This window comes from Seohaeicola nanhaiensis (assembly GCF_042654245.1).
Classification (GTDB): domain Bacteria; phylum Pseudomonadota; class Alphaproteobacteria; order Rhodobacterales; family Rhodobacteraceae; genus Seohaeicola_A; species Seohaeicola_A nanhaiensis.
Genome location: NZ_JBHSGI010000002.1, coordinates 329247 through 344252, shown reverse-complemented (window position 1 = coordinate 344252; position 15006 = coordinate 329247). Strand labels below are relative to the sequence as shown.

The 15006-nt window shown below is 63.2% G+C and carries 18 protein-coding genes; 5 read left to right on the top strand and 13 right to left on the bottom strand.

All coding sequences use genetic code 11. The features are described from left to right. Window positions 1-175 precede the first annotated feature (175 nt). Entirely contained in the window at window positions 176-892 is a 717-nt protein-coding gene (locus tag ACFO5X_RS01870; RefSeq protein ID WP_380715345.1) for a glutamine amidotransferase-related protein, read from the bottom strand. A gap of 147 nt (window positions 893-1039) precedes the next feature. After that, a complete protein-coding gene (gene pheS / locus ACFO5X_RS01865; RefSeq protein ID WP_380715342.1) occupies window positions 1040-2113 on the bottom strand; it encodes a phenylalanine--tRNA ligase subunit alpha in 1074 nt (357 codons plus the stop codon). Window positions 2114-2248: 135 nt separating this feature from the next. On the opposite strand from pheS, the gene ACFO5X_RS01860 reads away from it, so the two are divergent. Then, window positions 2249-3394 carry a serine hydrolase domain-containing protein gene (locus tag ACFO5X_RS01860; protein WP_380715340.1) on the top strand — a complete coding sequence of 382 codons (1146 nt, stop codon included), beginning with the start codon at window positions 2249-2251 and terminating at the stop codon, window positions 3392-3394. After that, window positions 3381-4571, top strand: a complete 1191-nt coding sequence (locus ACFO5X_RS01855; RefSeq protein ID WP_380715337.1) for a YbfB/YjiJ family MFS transporter — start codon at window positions 3381-3383, stop codon at window positions 4569-4571. Before ACFO5X_RS01860 ends, ACFO5X_RS01855 begins: the two co-directional genes overlap by 14 nt. Here the strand turns inward: ACFO5X_RS01855 and ACFO5X_RS01850 are convergent. From ACFO5X_RS01850 to pyk, 6 genes are all read right to left on the bottom strand, one after another. Next, entirely contained in the window at window positions 4555-5313 is a 759-nt protein-coding gene (locus ACFO5X_RS01850; RefSeq protein WP_380715335.1) for a MauE/DoxX family redox-associated membrane protein, read from the bottom strand. The genes ACFO5X_RS01855 and ACFO5X_RS01850 overlap by 17 nt on opposite strands. Beyond that, on the bottom strand, window positions 5310-5786 hold the full coding sequence (locus ACFO5X_RS01845) for a DUF305 domain-containing protein (RefSeq protein WP_380715333.1): 477 nt from the start codon (window positions 5784-5786) through the stop codon (window positions 5310-5312). The genes ACFO5X_RS01850 and ACFO5X_RS01845 overlap by 4 nt, the downstream gene beginning before the upstream one ends. 283 nt (window positions 5787-6069) lie before the next feature. Next, the gene (gene rplT, locus ACFO5X_RS01840) at window positions 6070-6435 is read right to left on the bottom strand and encodes a 50S ribosomal protein L20 (RefSeq protein WP_380715332.1); all 366 of its coding nucleotides are present in this window, start codon (window positions 6433-6435) and stop codon (window positions 6070-6072) included. Between the two features lie 15 nt (window positions 6436-6450). Next, window positions 6451-6651, bottom strand: a complete 201-nt coding sequence (rpmI, locus tag ACFO5X_RS01835) for a 50S ribosomal protein L35 (protein ID WP_380715330.1) — start codon at window positions 6649-6651, stop codon at window positions 6451-6453. A 168-nt stretch (window positions 6652-6819) separates the two neighbouring features. Then, a complete protein-coding gene (locus ACFO5X_RS01830) occupies window positions 6820-7044 on the bottom strand; it encodes a hypothetical protein (RefSeq protein ID WP_380715327.1) in 225 nt (74 codons plus the stop codon). A 25-nt stretch (window positions 7045-7069) separates the two neighbouring features. After that, on the bottom strand, window positions 7070-8515 hold the full coding sequence (gene pyk / locus ACFO5X_RS01825) for a pyruvate kinase (protein WP_380715325.1): 1446 nt from the start codon (window positions 8513-8515) through the stop codon (window positions 7070-7072). A 105-nt stretch (window positions 8516-8620) separates the two neighbouring features. Between pyk and ACFO5X_RS01820 the strand changes: the two genes are divergently transcribed. From ACFO5X_RS01820 to ACFO5X_RS01810, 3 genes are all read left to right on the top strand, one after another. Then, the gene (locus ACFO5X_RS01820; protein WP_380715323.1) at window positions 8621-9358 is read left to right on the top strand and encodes an N-formylglutamate amidohydrolase; all 738 of its coding nucleotides are present in this window, start codon (window positions 8621-8623) and stop codon (window positions 9356-9358) included. Window positions 9359-9417: 59 nt separating this feature from the next. Then, entirely contained in the window at window positions 9418-9732 is a 315-nt protein-coding gene (locus ACFO5X_RS01815) for a DUF1244 domain-containing protein (protein ID WP_380715321.1), read from the top strand. Window positions 9733-9839: 107 nt separating this feature from the next. Next, window positions 9840-11417, top strand: coding sequence for a DUF5928 domain-containing protein (locus tag ACFO5X_RS01810; protein WP_380715319.1), 1578 nt, complete (start codon window positions 9840-9842; stop codon window positions 11415-11417). A 155-nt stretch (window positions 11418-11572) separates the two neighbouring features. Here the strand turns inward: ACFO5X_RS01810 and ACFO5X_RS01805 are convergent, their stop codons facing one another. The 5 genes from ACFO5X_RS01805 to ACFO5X_RS01785 form a co-directional block, all read right to left on the bottom strand. After that, window positions 11573-12223 carry a DUF1523 family protein gene (locus tag ACFO5X_RS01805; RefSeq protein ID WP_380715317.1) on the bottom strand — a complete coding sequence of 217 codons (651 nt, stop codon included), beginning with the start codon at window positions 12221-12223 and terminating at the stop codon, window positions 11573-11575. A 7-nt stretch (window positions 12224-12230) separates the two neighbouring features. Further along, on the bottom strand, window positions 12231-12506 hold the full coding sequence (locus ACFO5X_RS01800) for a hypothetical protein (RefSeq protein ID WP_380715316.1): 276 nt from the start codon (window positions 12504-12506) through the stop codon (window positions 12231-12233). A 3-nt stretch (window positions 12507-12509) separates the two neighbouring features. Continuing rightward, window positions 12510-13856 carry a DUF6638 family protein gene (locus tag ACFO5X_RS01795; RefSeq protein WP_380715314.1) on the bottom strand — a complete coding sequence of 449 codons (1347 nt, stop codon included), beginning with the start codon at window positions 13854-13856 and terminating at the stop codon, window positions 12510-12512. Continuing rightward, the gene (locus ACFO5X_RS01790) at window positions 13853-14194 is read right to left on the bottom strand and encodes a hypothetical protein (protein ID WP_380715312.1); all 342 of its coding nucleotides are present in this window, start codon (window positions 14192-14194) and stop codon (window positions 13853-13855) included. The genes ACFO5X_RS01795 and ACFO5X_RS01790 overlap by 4 nt, the downstream gene beginning before the upstream one ends. 126 nt (window positions 14195-14320) lie before the next feature. Continuing rightward, window positions 14321-14995: a hypothetical protein gene (locus ACFO5X_RS01785; RefSeq protein WP_380715311.1), complete on the bottom strand. Its 675-nt coding sequence runs from the start codon at window positions 14993-14995 to the stop codon at window positions 14321-14323. Between the last annotated feature and the right edge of the window lie 11 nt (window positions 14996-15006).

The following is a 15006-nucleotide window of genomic DNA, read 5'->3' as shown; positions in this document are numbered from 1 at the left end:
TGCGTCTGCGATGCGCCCCGACTTTGGTGGCCGATCCTGTCGCCGTCTCCCTTCCGACCTTGTCATGCGGGTTCGACTGTTCCCGCCGCGGTCGGTCTACCGGGCTATGGTAAAACCCGTGTGTCCCAGGATGCAATACGCCGCGGGCCGTTGAGACTATGACATCTCCGACATTTCATGGATTATTCGAGACATCTTCTGCGTCGCTGGGAAACAGACGGGCCAGAAACCCCATGAACCACGCCTCCTGCGCGGCATCGTGCAGGTGCATCAGGCGGGTCTGCTCTTCCCGGCTTTGCACGCCGCGGCCCTCTTCCGGACCGAAGTCGTTCTGCCAGCGGGTGAATCCCGCCTTGGTCTGCTCTGCGTGGAATTGAAACCCGTAAACCTTCGGCCCCATTCGGAAGGCCTGATTGGGAAACAGCACGCTCGACGCCAGCGATTCGGCGCCCGAGGGAATGTCGAATGTGTGGTAGTGCGCCTGCGCGAGATGCAGGGGGCGGGGCAGGATATCTTTCCCGGCGGCGGTAGGCGTCACCTTGTAATAGCCGAATTCGTGCCAGCCTTCGGGCAGGGGGCCCACCCAGGCGCCCGCATGATGCGCGATCATCTGGGCGCCCTGACAGATGCCGAGCATCGGGATATCGGCATCGAGCGCCGCGGCGATCACCCGATATTCGTCGTTCAGGAACGGATGGGATTTCGTTTCATAGGCCGAATACGGGCCGCCATAGATGACCACGCCGGCCAGATCCTCTACTTTCCCGTCGAGCGTATCGCCGGCAAAGGGGCGGCGCGTGTCGGCGGTGATACCTTCCCGCGCAAGACAGGTCGCAATGCGGTCGTCATCGGGCCCGTGATTGTGCCGGATCAGCAGAACACGCTTGTTCATCCTCGCTCCTCTCGGTTTGCAAGCTGCGGCCCTTGGGATGATCCGTGCCAGAGATGACAACACCCTCGCAAACCTGGCGCGGACGGGCAAGACGGAACCGCCCGCCGCCCGCGAGGGCGACGGCGCGCTTGGCCCGTTCTGCAGGGTTTAGCGGCTCAGCCCGCCATGCAGCGTCGGGACGTCGAGCGAGGCGAACCCATAATGGCGCAGCCAGCGCAGGTCGCTGTCGAAGAAGGCACGCAGGTCGGGGATGCCGTATTTCAGCATCGCGATCCGATCGATCCCCATACCGAAGGCAAAGCCCTGCCATTGCTCTGGATCGACGCCGCTGGCCTGCAGCACCTTGGGATGAACCATGCCCGACCCCAGAACCTCAAGCCAGCCATCGCCTTCGCCGACCTTGAGCTGGCCGTCGATCCAGCTGCACTGGATATCCACCTCGGCCGAAGGTTCGGTGAAGGGGAAATGCGACGCACGGAAGCGGGTCTTGATGCCGTCGATCTCGAAGAAGGCCGAAAAGAACTCTTCCAGAGTCCATTTCAGATTGGCCATCGAGATGTCCTTGTCGATGGCAAGGCCTTCGACCTGGTGGAACATCGGCGTGTGCGTCTGGTCGTAGTCGGCGCGATAGACGCCGCCCGGGCAGATGATGCGCAGTGGCGCGCCCTGAGCCTCCATCGTGCGGATCTGGACCGGCGAAGTGTGGGTGCGCAGCACATGCGGCGGGCGATTGTCGCCTTCGGCCCGGTGCATGTAGAAGGTGTCCATCTCGGCGCGCGCCGGATGGTGGCTGGGGATGTTCAGCGCGTCGAAATTGTACCAGTCGGTGTCGATGCGCGGCCCTTGCGCGACGGAAAAGCCCATCTCGGCAAAGATCGCGGTCAGCTCTTCCGTCACCTGGCTGACGGGGTGGATCGTCCCGGCCCGGCGGTGGCGCGCGGGCAATGTCACATCCAGCCATTCGGCGCGCAGCCGTTCATCCAGAGCGGCATCCCCCAACGCCGCCTTCTTGGCCGCAAGCGCCGCGTTGATCTCGTCCTTCAACGCATTCAGCGCAGGGCCGGCTGTCTGGCGCTGTTCGGGACTCATGCCGCCCAGTTCGCGCATCTTCAGCGCGATCTCGCCCTTCTTGCCCAGCGCCGCGACACGCACGGCCTCCAGCGCATCCTCGTCGGTCGCGCCGGCGATTGCGTCGAGATATCTGGTTCTCAGATCGTCCATGACGGTCTCCGGTTCAAAGTCACGCTCTGCTAGCCGCCACGATGGCCAAATGCAATGCGCGATTGGCGGGCCGTTGGGCAATGGACCTTGCCCGATACCGCCGATAGCGTGGCGCCTGAGTCGGGGAGGGCCACAATGAACGATCTGCAGAGGGTGCTGGACGAGGGCGTGGCCAAGCGGCAGGTGCCCTTTGTGGTCGCGATGACGGGCACCGCCGCCGGCGTGACCTTCAGCGGCGCGGCGGGCGAGGCGGCGCCCGGAATGGCGGCTGCGGAGACCACGGTCTTCCGGATCTATTCGATGTCGAAGGCGATCGGTGCACTTGCGGCACTGATGCTGATCGACCGGGGGCGGCTGACGCCTGACACGCCGGTGGCGGACGTCTTGCCGGCTTGGAACGATCTCGACGTTATCGACGGCTGGGACGGCGACGAACCCCGCATGCGCAAACCGCGCACGGTCGCGACGGTGCACCACCTCGCAACCCACACCAGCGGGATCGAATACGACAGCTGGAGCGCGGATACCTTGCGCTGGCTGAAAGTGACCGGCAACCCTTCGGTCGTCACCGGCCGCAAGGCCGGGCTGATGGGCGTCCTCACCTCGGATCCGGGCACGCGCTGGGGCTATGGCCCGTCGACCGACTGGCTGGGACAGGTGGTCGAGGCCGTGGACGGGCGGCGCATCGACGCCTTCTGCCGCGAAGAGATCTTCGACCCGCTCGGCATGCCCGACACAGTGTTCGAAGCCGATGCCGTGGCCGACCGCCTGGCGCAGGTCTCGCGGCGCACTTCCGAAGGCGGCTTTGCCCCGATGCGCATGGGCCCGCCGGCGCAGCCGGAATTCTACGGAATGGGCCACGCTCTTTTTTCCACCGCGCCCGACTACATGCGGTTTCTGCGCATGGTGCTGAACGGAGGCGCGCTGGACGACGTGCGCCTGCTGTCGCCCGAGACTGCGGAGCTGATGTTTGCAGACCAGATGCGCGGCCTGACGCTGCGCCCGATGGTGTCGGTCGATCCACGCGTCACTGCCGACCTGCCGCTCGCGCCAGGGCCTGCGCCGACCCATAGCTTCGCCTTCGTCCGCAATGAAGCCGACGTGGCCGGCAAGCGCCGCGCCGGATCGCTCGGCTGGGCGGGCATCTGCAACACGCACTACTGGATCGACCCGACAACAGGCATTGCAGCGATCTTGATGACGCAATCCCTGCCGTTCCTCGAACCGGGGATGGTCCGGCTCTACGGAGCCTTCGAGCGGGCCGTCTATGACGGTCTCTGATACCGGCCCCGACCGCCCTTGGCTGGTGTTGTTCGGCCTGGCGCTGGGCGTCACGGTAACAAACGGCTTTGCCCGCTTCGCCTATGGGTTGATCCTGCCGGCGATGAAGGCCGAACTCGGCTGGACCTATGCGCAGGCCGGCTGGCTCAACACGGCCAATGCGTTGGGTTACATGGCGGGCGCGGTGCTGACCATGATCCTGATTGGCCGGATCAATCCATCGCATCTGTTCAACTTCGGACTGGTGACCACGGCAGTTGCGCTTTTCGCCACGGGACAGGACGAGGCGCTCTGGTGGCAGACGCTCTGGCGCGTTCTTGCTGGGCTGTTTGGAGCCATGTCGTTTTCGACGGCCGGTGTTCTGACGGCGCAGCTGTTCCGGGACGAGCCGCGCAAGAACGCGCTGGCCATCGCCCTGCTGTTCGGATTTGGCGGGGGTCTCGGGATCGTGCTGGCGGGGGCGGTTCTGCCGCTGATGATCGATGCCTGGGGCAACGGATCCTGGCCCTGGGCCTGGACCCTGATCGGGCTGGCCTGCTTTGCCATACTCCCCCTCAGTTTCTGGGCCGCCCATTCGGTGCGTCCGCCAAGGCAGACCGAACGGCACGCCGCGCCGCTGCCCCTGCGGTCGATCCTCGGGGAAATGGCAGGCTATGCGGGCTTTGGTCTCGGCTATATCGTCTATTTCACCTTCCTGTCCGCCTGGATGACCGAACAGGGCGCCTCCGCCCGACTTATCGCCGCTGTCTGGGTGATGCTCGGCTTCTGCCTGTGCCTGTCACCCTTCCTTTGGCGGCCCGTCTTCGCCCGCTTCGACAACGGCTTGCCGCTGGCGATGGTGCTTGGCGGAATCGCTACCGGATCGGTCCTGCCCGTGCTGGTCCCGACGGGCGCCGGCCTGGTCGTCTCGGCCGCAATCTTCGGGCTGTGCGTGTTCATGTCGCCCGGTGCCGTTACGAATTTCGTGCGGCGCAACCTGGAACCCGCCGCCTGGGGCCGCGCTATCAGCCTGTTCACCGTGATCTTCGCCGTGGCCCAGACGGTCGGTCCTTATGGAGCCGGGCTGCTGGGCGATCTGATGGGGGGCATCGGCGTCAGCCTTGCGGTGGCGGCCGGTATCCTGCTGGTGGGCGCAATCTGCGCGCTGATGCAAAGGCCGCTCAGGCCAGCAGCTTGATGATCGTCCAGACACCCATTGCCATCATTGCAAGATTCTCGGACAGCGACACGAACCCCAGCGGCACGTTGCTGTCCCCGCCGACGCAGGCGCACTTGAGCTCGCGCTTGTCGATATAAACCGCCTTGAACACAGAAACCGCGCCAACCGTCCCGATGAACAGCGACAGGGGGCCAGAGAGCCACGGCAGCAGCCCGCCCACCATCAGAAGCCCGGCAAGCGCCTCGGCATAGGGGTAGGCATAACCGTAGGGTACCCACGCCCGGGCGAGCAGATCGTAGTTCAGCACCATCGTCGAGAACTTCTCGACGTCCTGCAGCTTTTGCAGCGCCAGCAACACCATCGCCAGCGCGACAAACCATTCGACCCCGCGCATCGCGGTGGCATCGGTCAGCCAGACCAGAATCCCCGCCAGCAGCGCTGCGATGGCGAATATCGCGATCACCGGGCGGTAGGTTGTGTCGCTGTCGTCCTTCAGGCCAAAACGTTCGCGCAGCGCATCATAGCCGCCGACCCTTTCGCCATCGATCCATGTCTGCGGCGTGGTCTCCACGCCATGCTTCTGCTTGAAGGCATCGGTTTCTTCGCGGCTGGTGAGCAGATGATCCTCGACCTCGAAACCTTCCTTTTGCAGAAGATAACGGCTTTTCTGTCCATAGGGGCAGAGATGATCGGGTGTCGCCATGCGGTAGAGCACGGCGCGCGGGCGGTCGACAGCGGAGTCCGATGTCGCGGCGGTCATTGGCTCACCTGCGCGGTTGTGCCGGCGTGCCCGTCAAGATCGGCGATCAGTGCCTCCATTTCGGCAATCTCACGCTTTTGGGCCTCGATGATCCCGTTGGCGAGCTCGCGCACCCGCGGGTCCGACAAATGCGCCCTTTCCGAGGTGAGAATCGCAATCGAATGGTGCGGGATCATCGCGCGCATCCAGGACAGGTCTTCTACGGTCTCCTGCGATCGCACCAGGAACAACGAGACAGAGAATACAACGACTGCACCGGCGAATATGGCAAAATTGGCCATCCGGTTGCGATACATCCCAAGCATGAAGGTCAGCATCACCACCGCCATTACCGCACCCATCAGCAGCGCCATGTAAAGCCGCGTCTCGCTGAAGTAGACATGCCCGAGTGCATAGGAATTGAGATAGGTCAGGCAGAACATCACAACGGTTGACGTGGCGATCATCAGCAGGAAGCGCGGATAACTGGACATAGAGTTCCCTCTCTGTTCGATACAACGGGAACGCGACGGGGCGGGCGGCAGTTCCGATCAAACTGGAACAGGCCACCCCGGCGGGGCCATCCGGTGGCGCTTGCCGGGCTTGGCAGTGAACACTGGCCAAGGCGGGCGTCCTGCAACATTTGTTGGCGCTCGCCTTCGAGGGACGCGACATTTTCGGCCTGGTCCCCTCACAGGTCCGGCCCCCCTGCCGAACCCCCAAGGAATGAAAAAAGGCGCCCCGGAAGGCGCCTTTCTAACCGGCTTGGAATAAGCCTCAGCCGTTCAGAGCGGCCTGGGCCTTTTCGACAATCGCGCCGAAGGCTTCGGGCTCGTGCACGGCCAGGTCGGCCAGCACCTTGCGGTCGACTTCAATACCGGCCAGCGAAAGGCCGTTGATGAAACGCGAATAGGTCAGCGCTTCGTCATGGGCGCGGACGGCGGCGTTGATCCGCTGAATCCACAGCGCGCGGAAGTTCCGCTTGCGCACCTTGCGGTCGCGCGTTGCATACTGGTTCGCCTTGTCTACAGCTTGCGTCGCGGTGCGGAAGTTGCTGCGGCGGGCACCGAAATAGCCTTTGGCGGCCTTCAGAACCTTCTTGTGACGGGCGTGAGTGGTCGTTCCACCTTTGACTCGGGACATCTCTCAGGCCTCCTATCAGCGGTCGTAGGGCATGTAGCCCTTGACGATCTTGGCGTCGGGGGCGGAAAGGGTGGTGGTTCCACGGGCGTCGCGGATGAATTTCTTGCTCCGCTTGATCATGCCGTGGCGCTTGCCGGCCTGGGCGGTGATCACCTTGCCCGTGGCGGACATCTTGAAGCGCTTTTTGGCGCTCGACTTGGTCTTCATCTTGGGCATTTCGCTCTCCTGTTCTTCCGGTGCGGTATAGGCGCGACTCGGCATGCCACATTGGCCGGCCGCGCGGATCAGAGGCGCCGTATAGGCAGGGTCTTGCGGGGTTGCAAGCGGAATGTGGCTTTGCACACCCGCACGGCTGTGCAGAACCGTATGCAAAGCCGAGGCCCGTCAGCGCAGGATCGAGCCGATCACCGAATAGAAGGCCGTCGGCACGTCGGCCAGGCGATAGCCGCCGGGATTGACCCGTTCGGCCCAGATGATCAGGCCGAAGGCGATCAGAAGGGTCAGCATGGCCGACCGCGGCGGACGGCCGTCAACCAGGGCCGAAGCCATCGCCGGAATCGCCAGCGCGCAGAGAACCAGTCCGGTTGTCAGCAACTCGTCAGGCGTCATGAAGGCAACGCTCCGGATGCGCGGATCAGCCGGGATCCGTGTTGAAGATCAGCCGCTCGTCACAGGGGGCGACGCGCAGGATGTTGGTGGTGCCGGGCACGTTGAAGGGCACGCCGGCTGTCACCACGATCTGGTCCTTCTCGGTCGCAAAGCCGCCCCTGCGTGCGGCACGCGCCGCGTTCACCACGGCCATCTTGAACCGGTGCAGTTCCTCGGTCATCACGCAGTTGCAGCCCCAGCTCAGCGCCAGCCGCCGCGCCGTGCGGCGTTGCGACGTCATGGCGATGATCGGCAGGCCGGGCCGTTCGCGCGCGGTCAGCAGAGCGGTCGTCCCCGACTGTGTAAAGCAGCAGATCGCCTTGATGTCGGTGGTTTCGGCGATCTCGCGCGCGGCCGCGACGATCCCGTCGGCGACGGTCGAGGCGCGGCCGGTGCGCGAGGCGGCGATGATCTGCTTGTAGTTCGGGTCGGTCTCGACCTCGGCAGCCACCCGGTCCATCGTGCCGACCGCCTCGATCGGATATTTGCCCGCGGCGCTTTCGGCGGAAAGCATGATCGCGTCGGTGCCCTCATAGATTGCGGTTGCCACGTCCGAGACCTCGGCGCGTGTCGGCATCGGGCTTTCGATCATGCTTTCCAGCATCTGGGTGGCGACGATCACTGGCTTGGCCGCGGCGCGGCATTCGCGGACCAGGCGCTTCTGGATCGGCGGCACCGCTTGCACCGGCAATTCGACGCCCAGGTCGCCGCGGGCCACCATGATTCCGTCCGACGCGGCGAGGATCGCGCCGAAGTTCTCAACGGCAGAGGGCTTCTCGATCTTCGAGAGGATTGCGGCGCGCCCCTTGGCCAGCGCGCGCGCCTCGTCCACATCGGCCGGGCGCTGCACGAACGACAGGGCCAGCCAGTCGATCCCCAGTTCGCAGGCGAATTCGAGGTCTTCGCGGTCCTTCTCGGACAGGGCGGCGAGCGGCAGGACCACGTCGGGCACGTTCACGCCCTTGCGGTTCGAGATGGTGCCCCCCGTCGTCACCGAGCATTCGGCGAAATCCGGGCCGCAGCGTTCCACCTTGAGGCGGATCTTGCCGTCGTTAACGAACAGCCGCTTGCCCGGTTCCAGCGCTGCAAAGATCTCGGGGTGGGGCAGGCACACGCGCGTGGCGTCGCCCGGTGTATCATCCAGATCGAGACGGAAGGCCGCGCCGGCCTCCAGCTCTTCGCTGCCGGTCGCGAACTCGCCCACGCGCAGCTTCGGGCCCTGAAGGTCGGCCAGAATGGCGATCGGGCTGTCGAGGTCTGCCTCTACCTTGCGGATATGGGCATGTTTGGCGCGAATCTCGTCATGGGTGCCGTGGCTCATGTTCAGCCGGAACACGTCGGCGCCGGCCTCATGCAGCTTGCGGATCATCTCGTAGGACGATGACGCCGGCCCGAGGGTGGCGACGATCTTGACGTTTCTACCGCGTCTCATGCCGCATCTCCTTCGAGCGTTACCGCAAACATCTTGCTGCCGGTTATGACCCGATTCCCATTTACGGGCAACTGGCCTAAAGAGAAGTGAAGTCGAGGCAGGCACATGACATATACACCCGTTTTCACCTTTGGCGAGGACCGCCCGGGACGCTGGCTGATCACCTGCGATCACGCCACCAACGTGGTTCCGCCGGATGTGAACGGCGGCGACCTGGGCCTGCCGCGCGAGGATATGGAGCGCCATATCGCCTATGACGTCGGCGCGCTTGGCGTGTCGCGGCACCTGGGCGAACTGCTTGACGCGCCGGTGATCGCCTCAAACTTCTCGCGACTGGTCATCGACCCGAACCGGGGCGAGGATGACCCGACGCTGCTGATGAAGCTTTACGACGGCTCCGTGATCCCGGCCAATCGCCATGCCGACGCGGCCGAGCGGGAGCGGCGCATGGAGATGTGCCATCGCCCCTATCACCGCGAACTCGCGCGGCTGATGGCCCGCCCCGGCTCGATTCTGCTTTCGATGCACAGCTTCACGCGTCAGCTCAGGGGACGCGAACCGCGGCCCTGGCAGATCGGCGTGCTCTATGCCAGCGACGACCGGCTCGCACAGCCACTGATGGCGCTGCTGCGGGCAGAACCGGACCTCTGTGTGGGGGACAACGAACCCTACTCTGGCCACCTGCCGGGCGATGCGGTGGACCGTCACGCGATCCTGCCCGGCAGGCCCAATGTGCTGGTCGAACTGCGCAATGACCTGATCGCCGACGATGCCGGCCAGAAGGCCTGGGCAGCCCGCCTCGCGCCCATCCTCACCTCAGCGCTTGCGGCTTCGGGTCTCTGATCCGGGGTGACAAGCGCAGGGTGGATGCCTACATCGGGCCTGTGCAACAGGAGGACGACATGGACCGCCAGACCGAAATCGAACTCGAAGCCGCCGCCTTCCGTCGCCTGCGCAAGCACCTGATGGAAGACCGCACCGACGTCCAGAACATCGACCTGATGAATCTCGCCGGCTTTTGCCGCAATTGCCTGGCGCGCTGGTATCAGGAAGCCGCCAACGAGAAGGGCATCGAGATGGGCAAGGACGAGGCGCGCGAGATTTATTACGGCATGACCATGGACGAATGGAAATCCAGGCATCAGACCGAGGCGGACGCTGACACGCAGGCGGCCTTCAAGGTGGCCTTTGCAGAAAACGTCGGTTCGAAATCCTGAGAACCGCAGCCAGGCCGTGACGGTCTGCGCGATTGCTGGTTTATTCAGGGCGTCTTCGCCACTATCGTTCCAGGAACTCCCGGTTCCGAAGGCGGCTGAACCCCCGTATGGCCAAAATCGCGTATATCCTGCTGTGCCACAAGGATCCGCAGGCGATCATCCAGCAGGCGCGGCGGCTGACCGTCGCGGGCGACTACATGTCGATTCATTTCGACGGCCGCGCACCGGACGAGGACTATCGCCGCATCCGCGCCGAGCTGGACGGTACGCCCAACATCACCTTCGCGGCAAAACGCATCAGATGCGGCTGGGGCGAGTGGTCGCTGGTGCAGGCCACGCTGCACGCGCTGCAAAGCGCCATCGAAGCCTTTCCTCGGGCCACACATTTCTACATGCTCTCGGGCGACTGCATGGCGATCAAGACCGCCGAATACGCCCATGCCTTCCTCGATGCGCGCGATGTCGATTTCATCGAGAGTTTCGATTTCTTCGACAGCGACTGGATCAAGACGGGGATGAAGGAAGACCGGCTGATCTATCGCCATTACTTCAATGAGCGCACGCAGAAGCGCCGGTTCTATGCCGCCGTGAACCTGCAGAAAAAGCTGCGCCTGAAACGCGCGATCCCCCCGGATATCCAGGTGCAGATCGGCAGCCAGTGGTGGTGCCTGCGCCGCCGCACGGTCGAGTGGATCCTGGCGATGGTGCGCGAACGGCGCGACGTCCTGCGGTTCTTCCGTACCACATGGATTCCGGACGAGACCTTCTTCCAGACACTCGTGCGCCATCTCGTCCCCTCCGATCAGATCGAAAGCCGGACGCTCACTTTCCTGCTGTTTTCGGATTATGGTCTGCCGGTTACCTTCTACAACGACCACTACGACCTGCTGCTTTCGCAGGACTATCTGTTCGCCCGCAAGATCAGCCCCGAGGCGACCGATCTCAAGGCGCGTCTCGGCCGGCTTTACGCGGCTCAGGACGTCGCCTTCCAGATTTCGAACGAGGGCCGAAGCCTTTACAGCTTCCTCACCGGGCGCGGCCGGATCGGGCGGCGTTTTGGCATGCGGTTCTGGGAAGCCGAAGGCAGTCTGGGGCGCGAACGCGAACTGATGATCGTGGTCTGCAAGAAGTGGCATGTGGCCAAGCGTCTGCTGGAACGGATACGGCAGGCCACCAACGTGCCGGCCATCGATTATCTGTTCAACGAGGAGGACGCCGCTTTGCCCGATCTGGGCGGCATCCAGGCGACGCTGGAAAAACGCACCCGCCACCGCCGCGCGCTGATGCGGATGCTGTTCGAGTATTTCGAGACGGACCGCCTGATCGTCTGCATGGATCCCTCGAACCTCGACCTTATGCACGACTTCTTCTCGGACCGCTCGCTGACCCGGATGCTCGAGGTCGAATGCCAGTTCAGCGATAACTACCTGATCGGCCACGCCCGCCGCGTCGGTCTCGCCGGCGAACAGACCAGCGTTGCCACGCTGGCAAGGCTGCTTCCGACCATCCGCAACGACATGGTCTACGAATCCGACCGCATTCGTGACGCAGAGTTTCCCCGCCACGGCCGTTTGCGCGAAACCTCCTCTCCAGAAGAGAATGCCACGAGGCTGGCCGAATTCCTGACCATCTCGCCAGAGAAAGCCAAGGCGATTATCGAACCCGCAGGGCTTTTCGCCGACTGACGTGCGAAGAATAAAAAGGCGCCTGCTCCGGGGGAAGAAGAGCAGGCGCCTGTTCCGGGAGGGACACCCCGGATGGGGACAGAAGCGATCCGGCAAAATAACCGGTTCGATCTTCAAACGTCACAGATCGAATGTGGTTCCCGGGATTTTTCCGCTTATCGTTTTTTTGTGCGCCAGGTGTCGAGCCAGCGGGTGAACCGGCCGCGCCGTTCCGCCACATTATCTTCTACGGCATCCCAACGCTCGCTAGCCTCTTCCAGGGCGGGATCGATTGTGCGCTCGCGGAACTGAAGCCAGACGGCCCGCAGGAACAGGAAGGCCACGAGCAGGAAGGTGAAGAAGAAGATGTTGAACCAGGGAATTATGGTCACGTCGGGCCCGGCCACCGGCTTGATCGCGATGGCGTTCGGAAATGCCGACAACCATTCGATGCGCCATCCATAGAAGGTCACGACGGCCCAGCGCGGATTATCCGCCGTCGATTTCAGATCGTCGGCCTGGGTCAGCAGATTGGCCGTGTCGAACTTAAAATAGGGCGGCCAGGACCAGCCGGTGTCTTCGTTGCGATAGACCCGAGGCTTGCCGTTGGCCTTCACCGTCTGAATGAACTGCACATCGCGGTTGACCAGGCGGGCGGACAGATCGTCGGGCTTGGCCCAGAAGATCCGGGTCCAGTCGTCCAGCTCCTGCCGTTCCTGATAGGTGTTCACCACCCTCACCACGTCGTGGCGCGGCAGCGTGTAATGCAGGAAGCCGCCGATCACGAGCACGACGAGGGCAATCAGGGTCCATTTCACGTAGCGCATTCGGGCCTCAGTTGACGTTTACGACATATTGCACCGCGATCAGCGCGATCAACGGGACCACATAGACAAGCCAGATCAGCTTTCGGCGAAACCCGCGCTGATAGTCGGCCATGCCCTGCTCGATATAGGCATCGCGCGCCACGGGGTCATCCCCTTCCGGGTGCTCTTCCGCCCAGCGTTTTTCCAGCCTCTCGCGCCGCACCGAGCGGGAATAGACAGAGATCAGCAGATAGGCCGCCGTACAGGCGATGAGACCCAGAAGCATCAGCCTTATGAATGCCATCCGCTATCTCCCCACCGCACCCCAGGGGCCGACCCGGCGCACGATGTCCTCGACTGGCGAAACGGGCACCTCGTTCTTCATGTCCGGCTCGCGCCCGAACAACGCCGCCCGCGCGCCGGCCTTGTCGACCTGATACTCGCGCGCAAGGAAATCGGCGACAAAAGCGCGCTTGGAGTCCGGCCAGGTGGCATAAAGCCGATAGAACAGTTCCTTGTGGCAGATGAACAGCTGTCGGATGTCGAGCGGGGTCAGATTCGCCAACAGCATGTTCACCAGGTCCGCCAGCGGCGTATCGGCGGCGCGCAGCGAGTAGAAATAGGACGGATCGTCCGAGGTGATACGCGGCCAGGAACCGCCCTCTGTGGCCCATCTCAGAAGATCACGCAGCCCGTGATACTCACGTGGAAGCCGCTGTGCGTTCTGCCGGGCCAGTCGGCGGATGTCTGTGCGGGTCAACCCCGTGAGGTCCATCCCGAGGTCGGCTGCCGCGTCGATCACGATGAAGTCCATTTTCTGCGCCAGGATCGCCGCCGCGTCGATGCCGCGGGCTTTCACGATCGGCTCGACCAGACCGTTGTAGTCAAAGAACTTCGCGATCTGGTTTCGGTCGTTCAGATCGAAGACATATTTGATCGGCAGTTTCCCCAGCGCCTCTTTCGGTCCGGTCGAGATCACCGCCGGATGTTCCACCGACTGAAACAGGTACAGCCCGCCGAAATGCGCGGTCCAGAAATCCGGCTGCTGATAGTCCTGCCGTTTCAGGCGCACCGGATTGCGGGTGATGTCTCCGGACTTCTTGGCCTGGCCGATCATCTCGGCAATCAGCACATCGTCGAACCAGCCGTCTTCCTCGGCCTTGAAGCGGTCGACCAGTTCGGCCAGCTTCTGGGCGTGCCGGATGGTGCCGCTGGTGGTGTCGCATTCGATGCGGATCTTCGCCACCTCGAACAGCCGGCTCGGCTCGGAGATATCGAAGACCGAATTGACCAGCTCGCCGGCGACGGCATCCGTCGCCGTCAGCGCGAAAAGCTGCGCCTCGTTGTCGGCGATGAACTGTTTTAGGATCGTCCGAGAAGTCGAGAACTTCACGTTAAGCAACGGCGCGCTGCGCTGCTCGGTGCTCAGCAGGATGAACTGTCGGTTCACCCCGTTGTGGTTGAGGTAGAGCTGGTCGTCGAATTCATCCCCGATCTCGGGCGAATACCCCGACAGGTCGATGTGGAAATCGGTCAGTTTCGTCCGCTTCCCCGTCAGATGCTCCAGCGCGCGATTGTAGCGCTCCACCAGCGCGGGCGAGGCCACGCGGTAAAGATTGCCGAACATCAGGCCCTTTTCGATCAGGCGTCTCACCAGACGTTCTCCTTCCAACGCGCGGGGGTATAGCTGACACTCAACACCAGAACCGGCCCCCAGACCAGACCCGCGCCAAGGCCCAGCCCCAGGAAATGAACCAGCGTCGCCGCCGGGGCAATCCCGGCGAGGTCGATCAGGGCGGTGTTTCGGGCCATATAGCTGGCGAAGAAGTAGCCGGCAGAAATCAGCGTCAGCAGAACCGCGCAAATCCCGGCGTTGAGCAGGACGCCCGCGAAGGTTTCCGGCACGAGGCGCAGCATCAGGTGGGGCAGGGCGGCTGCGAGACCCATCAGCATGACAACCGGAAGAGCGACGTGGAGGATCATGACAGTCAATCTACACCATCCATGCTGTGCCCGCCGATAGGGTGCTGCCCCGGAGCGCGAATTCACCTGATTGCCGATGCGAAACCAACACCGTGGCCATGACCGGCGGCAAACGAGGGCGCGGTCTGGATCCGATCAGAACTTGCTGGACGCAAAGGGACGCAGAGAGCTTTCCACCGACTGGGCGTATTTCTCGACGTTTGTCGAGATCTGCCGCAGGCGCTCCAGCGAACTCTGCGCCGAAGAAAGCTCGGATCGTGCTTTCCGGAGCGTACTTTCCAGCTGATTGACCCGATTCATTGTTTCCTTGTCGAGCTTCTGGCGTTCCTTGCCCCATTTCTCGATCTCGACCAGGCACTTGATCATATCGTTCCAGACCGGACTGCGGCTGAGCTTCTTTCTGCATTCCTCAGCCGAATTGCGCAGGGCCTGCCCGGCGGGGGGAAGCGAACTCCAGATCTGGTCCAGCTGTGCTTCGGCTTTCGCAATCGTATCCTCGGTATCGTAAACCCGCTGCTGGAAATCGTCCACCTTGAGAATGTTGCTGGCTTCGAATTGCACCCGCATCAGCAGGTCGATGGCCATGTGGATCTGGTCCTTGGTCATGACCGGGATATAAACCACGTCACCGGGCTGAATGTCGGTGTGGGATTTGTAGCCCTTGTCGGTTCGCAGTTTCCTGTTGGCATCAAGACTGAAAACCCAGTCCGCAGCCTTTGCGGAAAATCCCTGCGCCTTCAGTAGGGAAACGAGCGTATCGCCCTTGCGCAGCTTGTGCGGTTGGGGTTTGAGATGGGCTGGAACCGCCATCGGAAAATCCT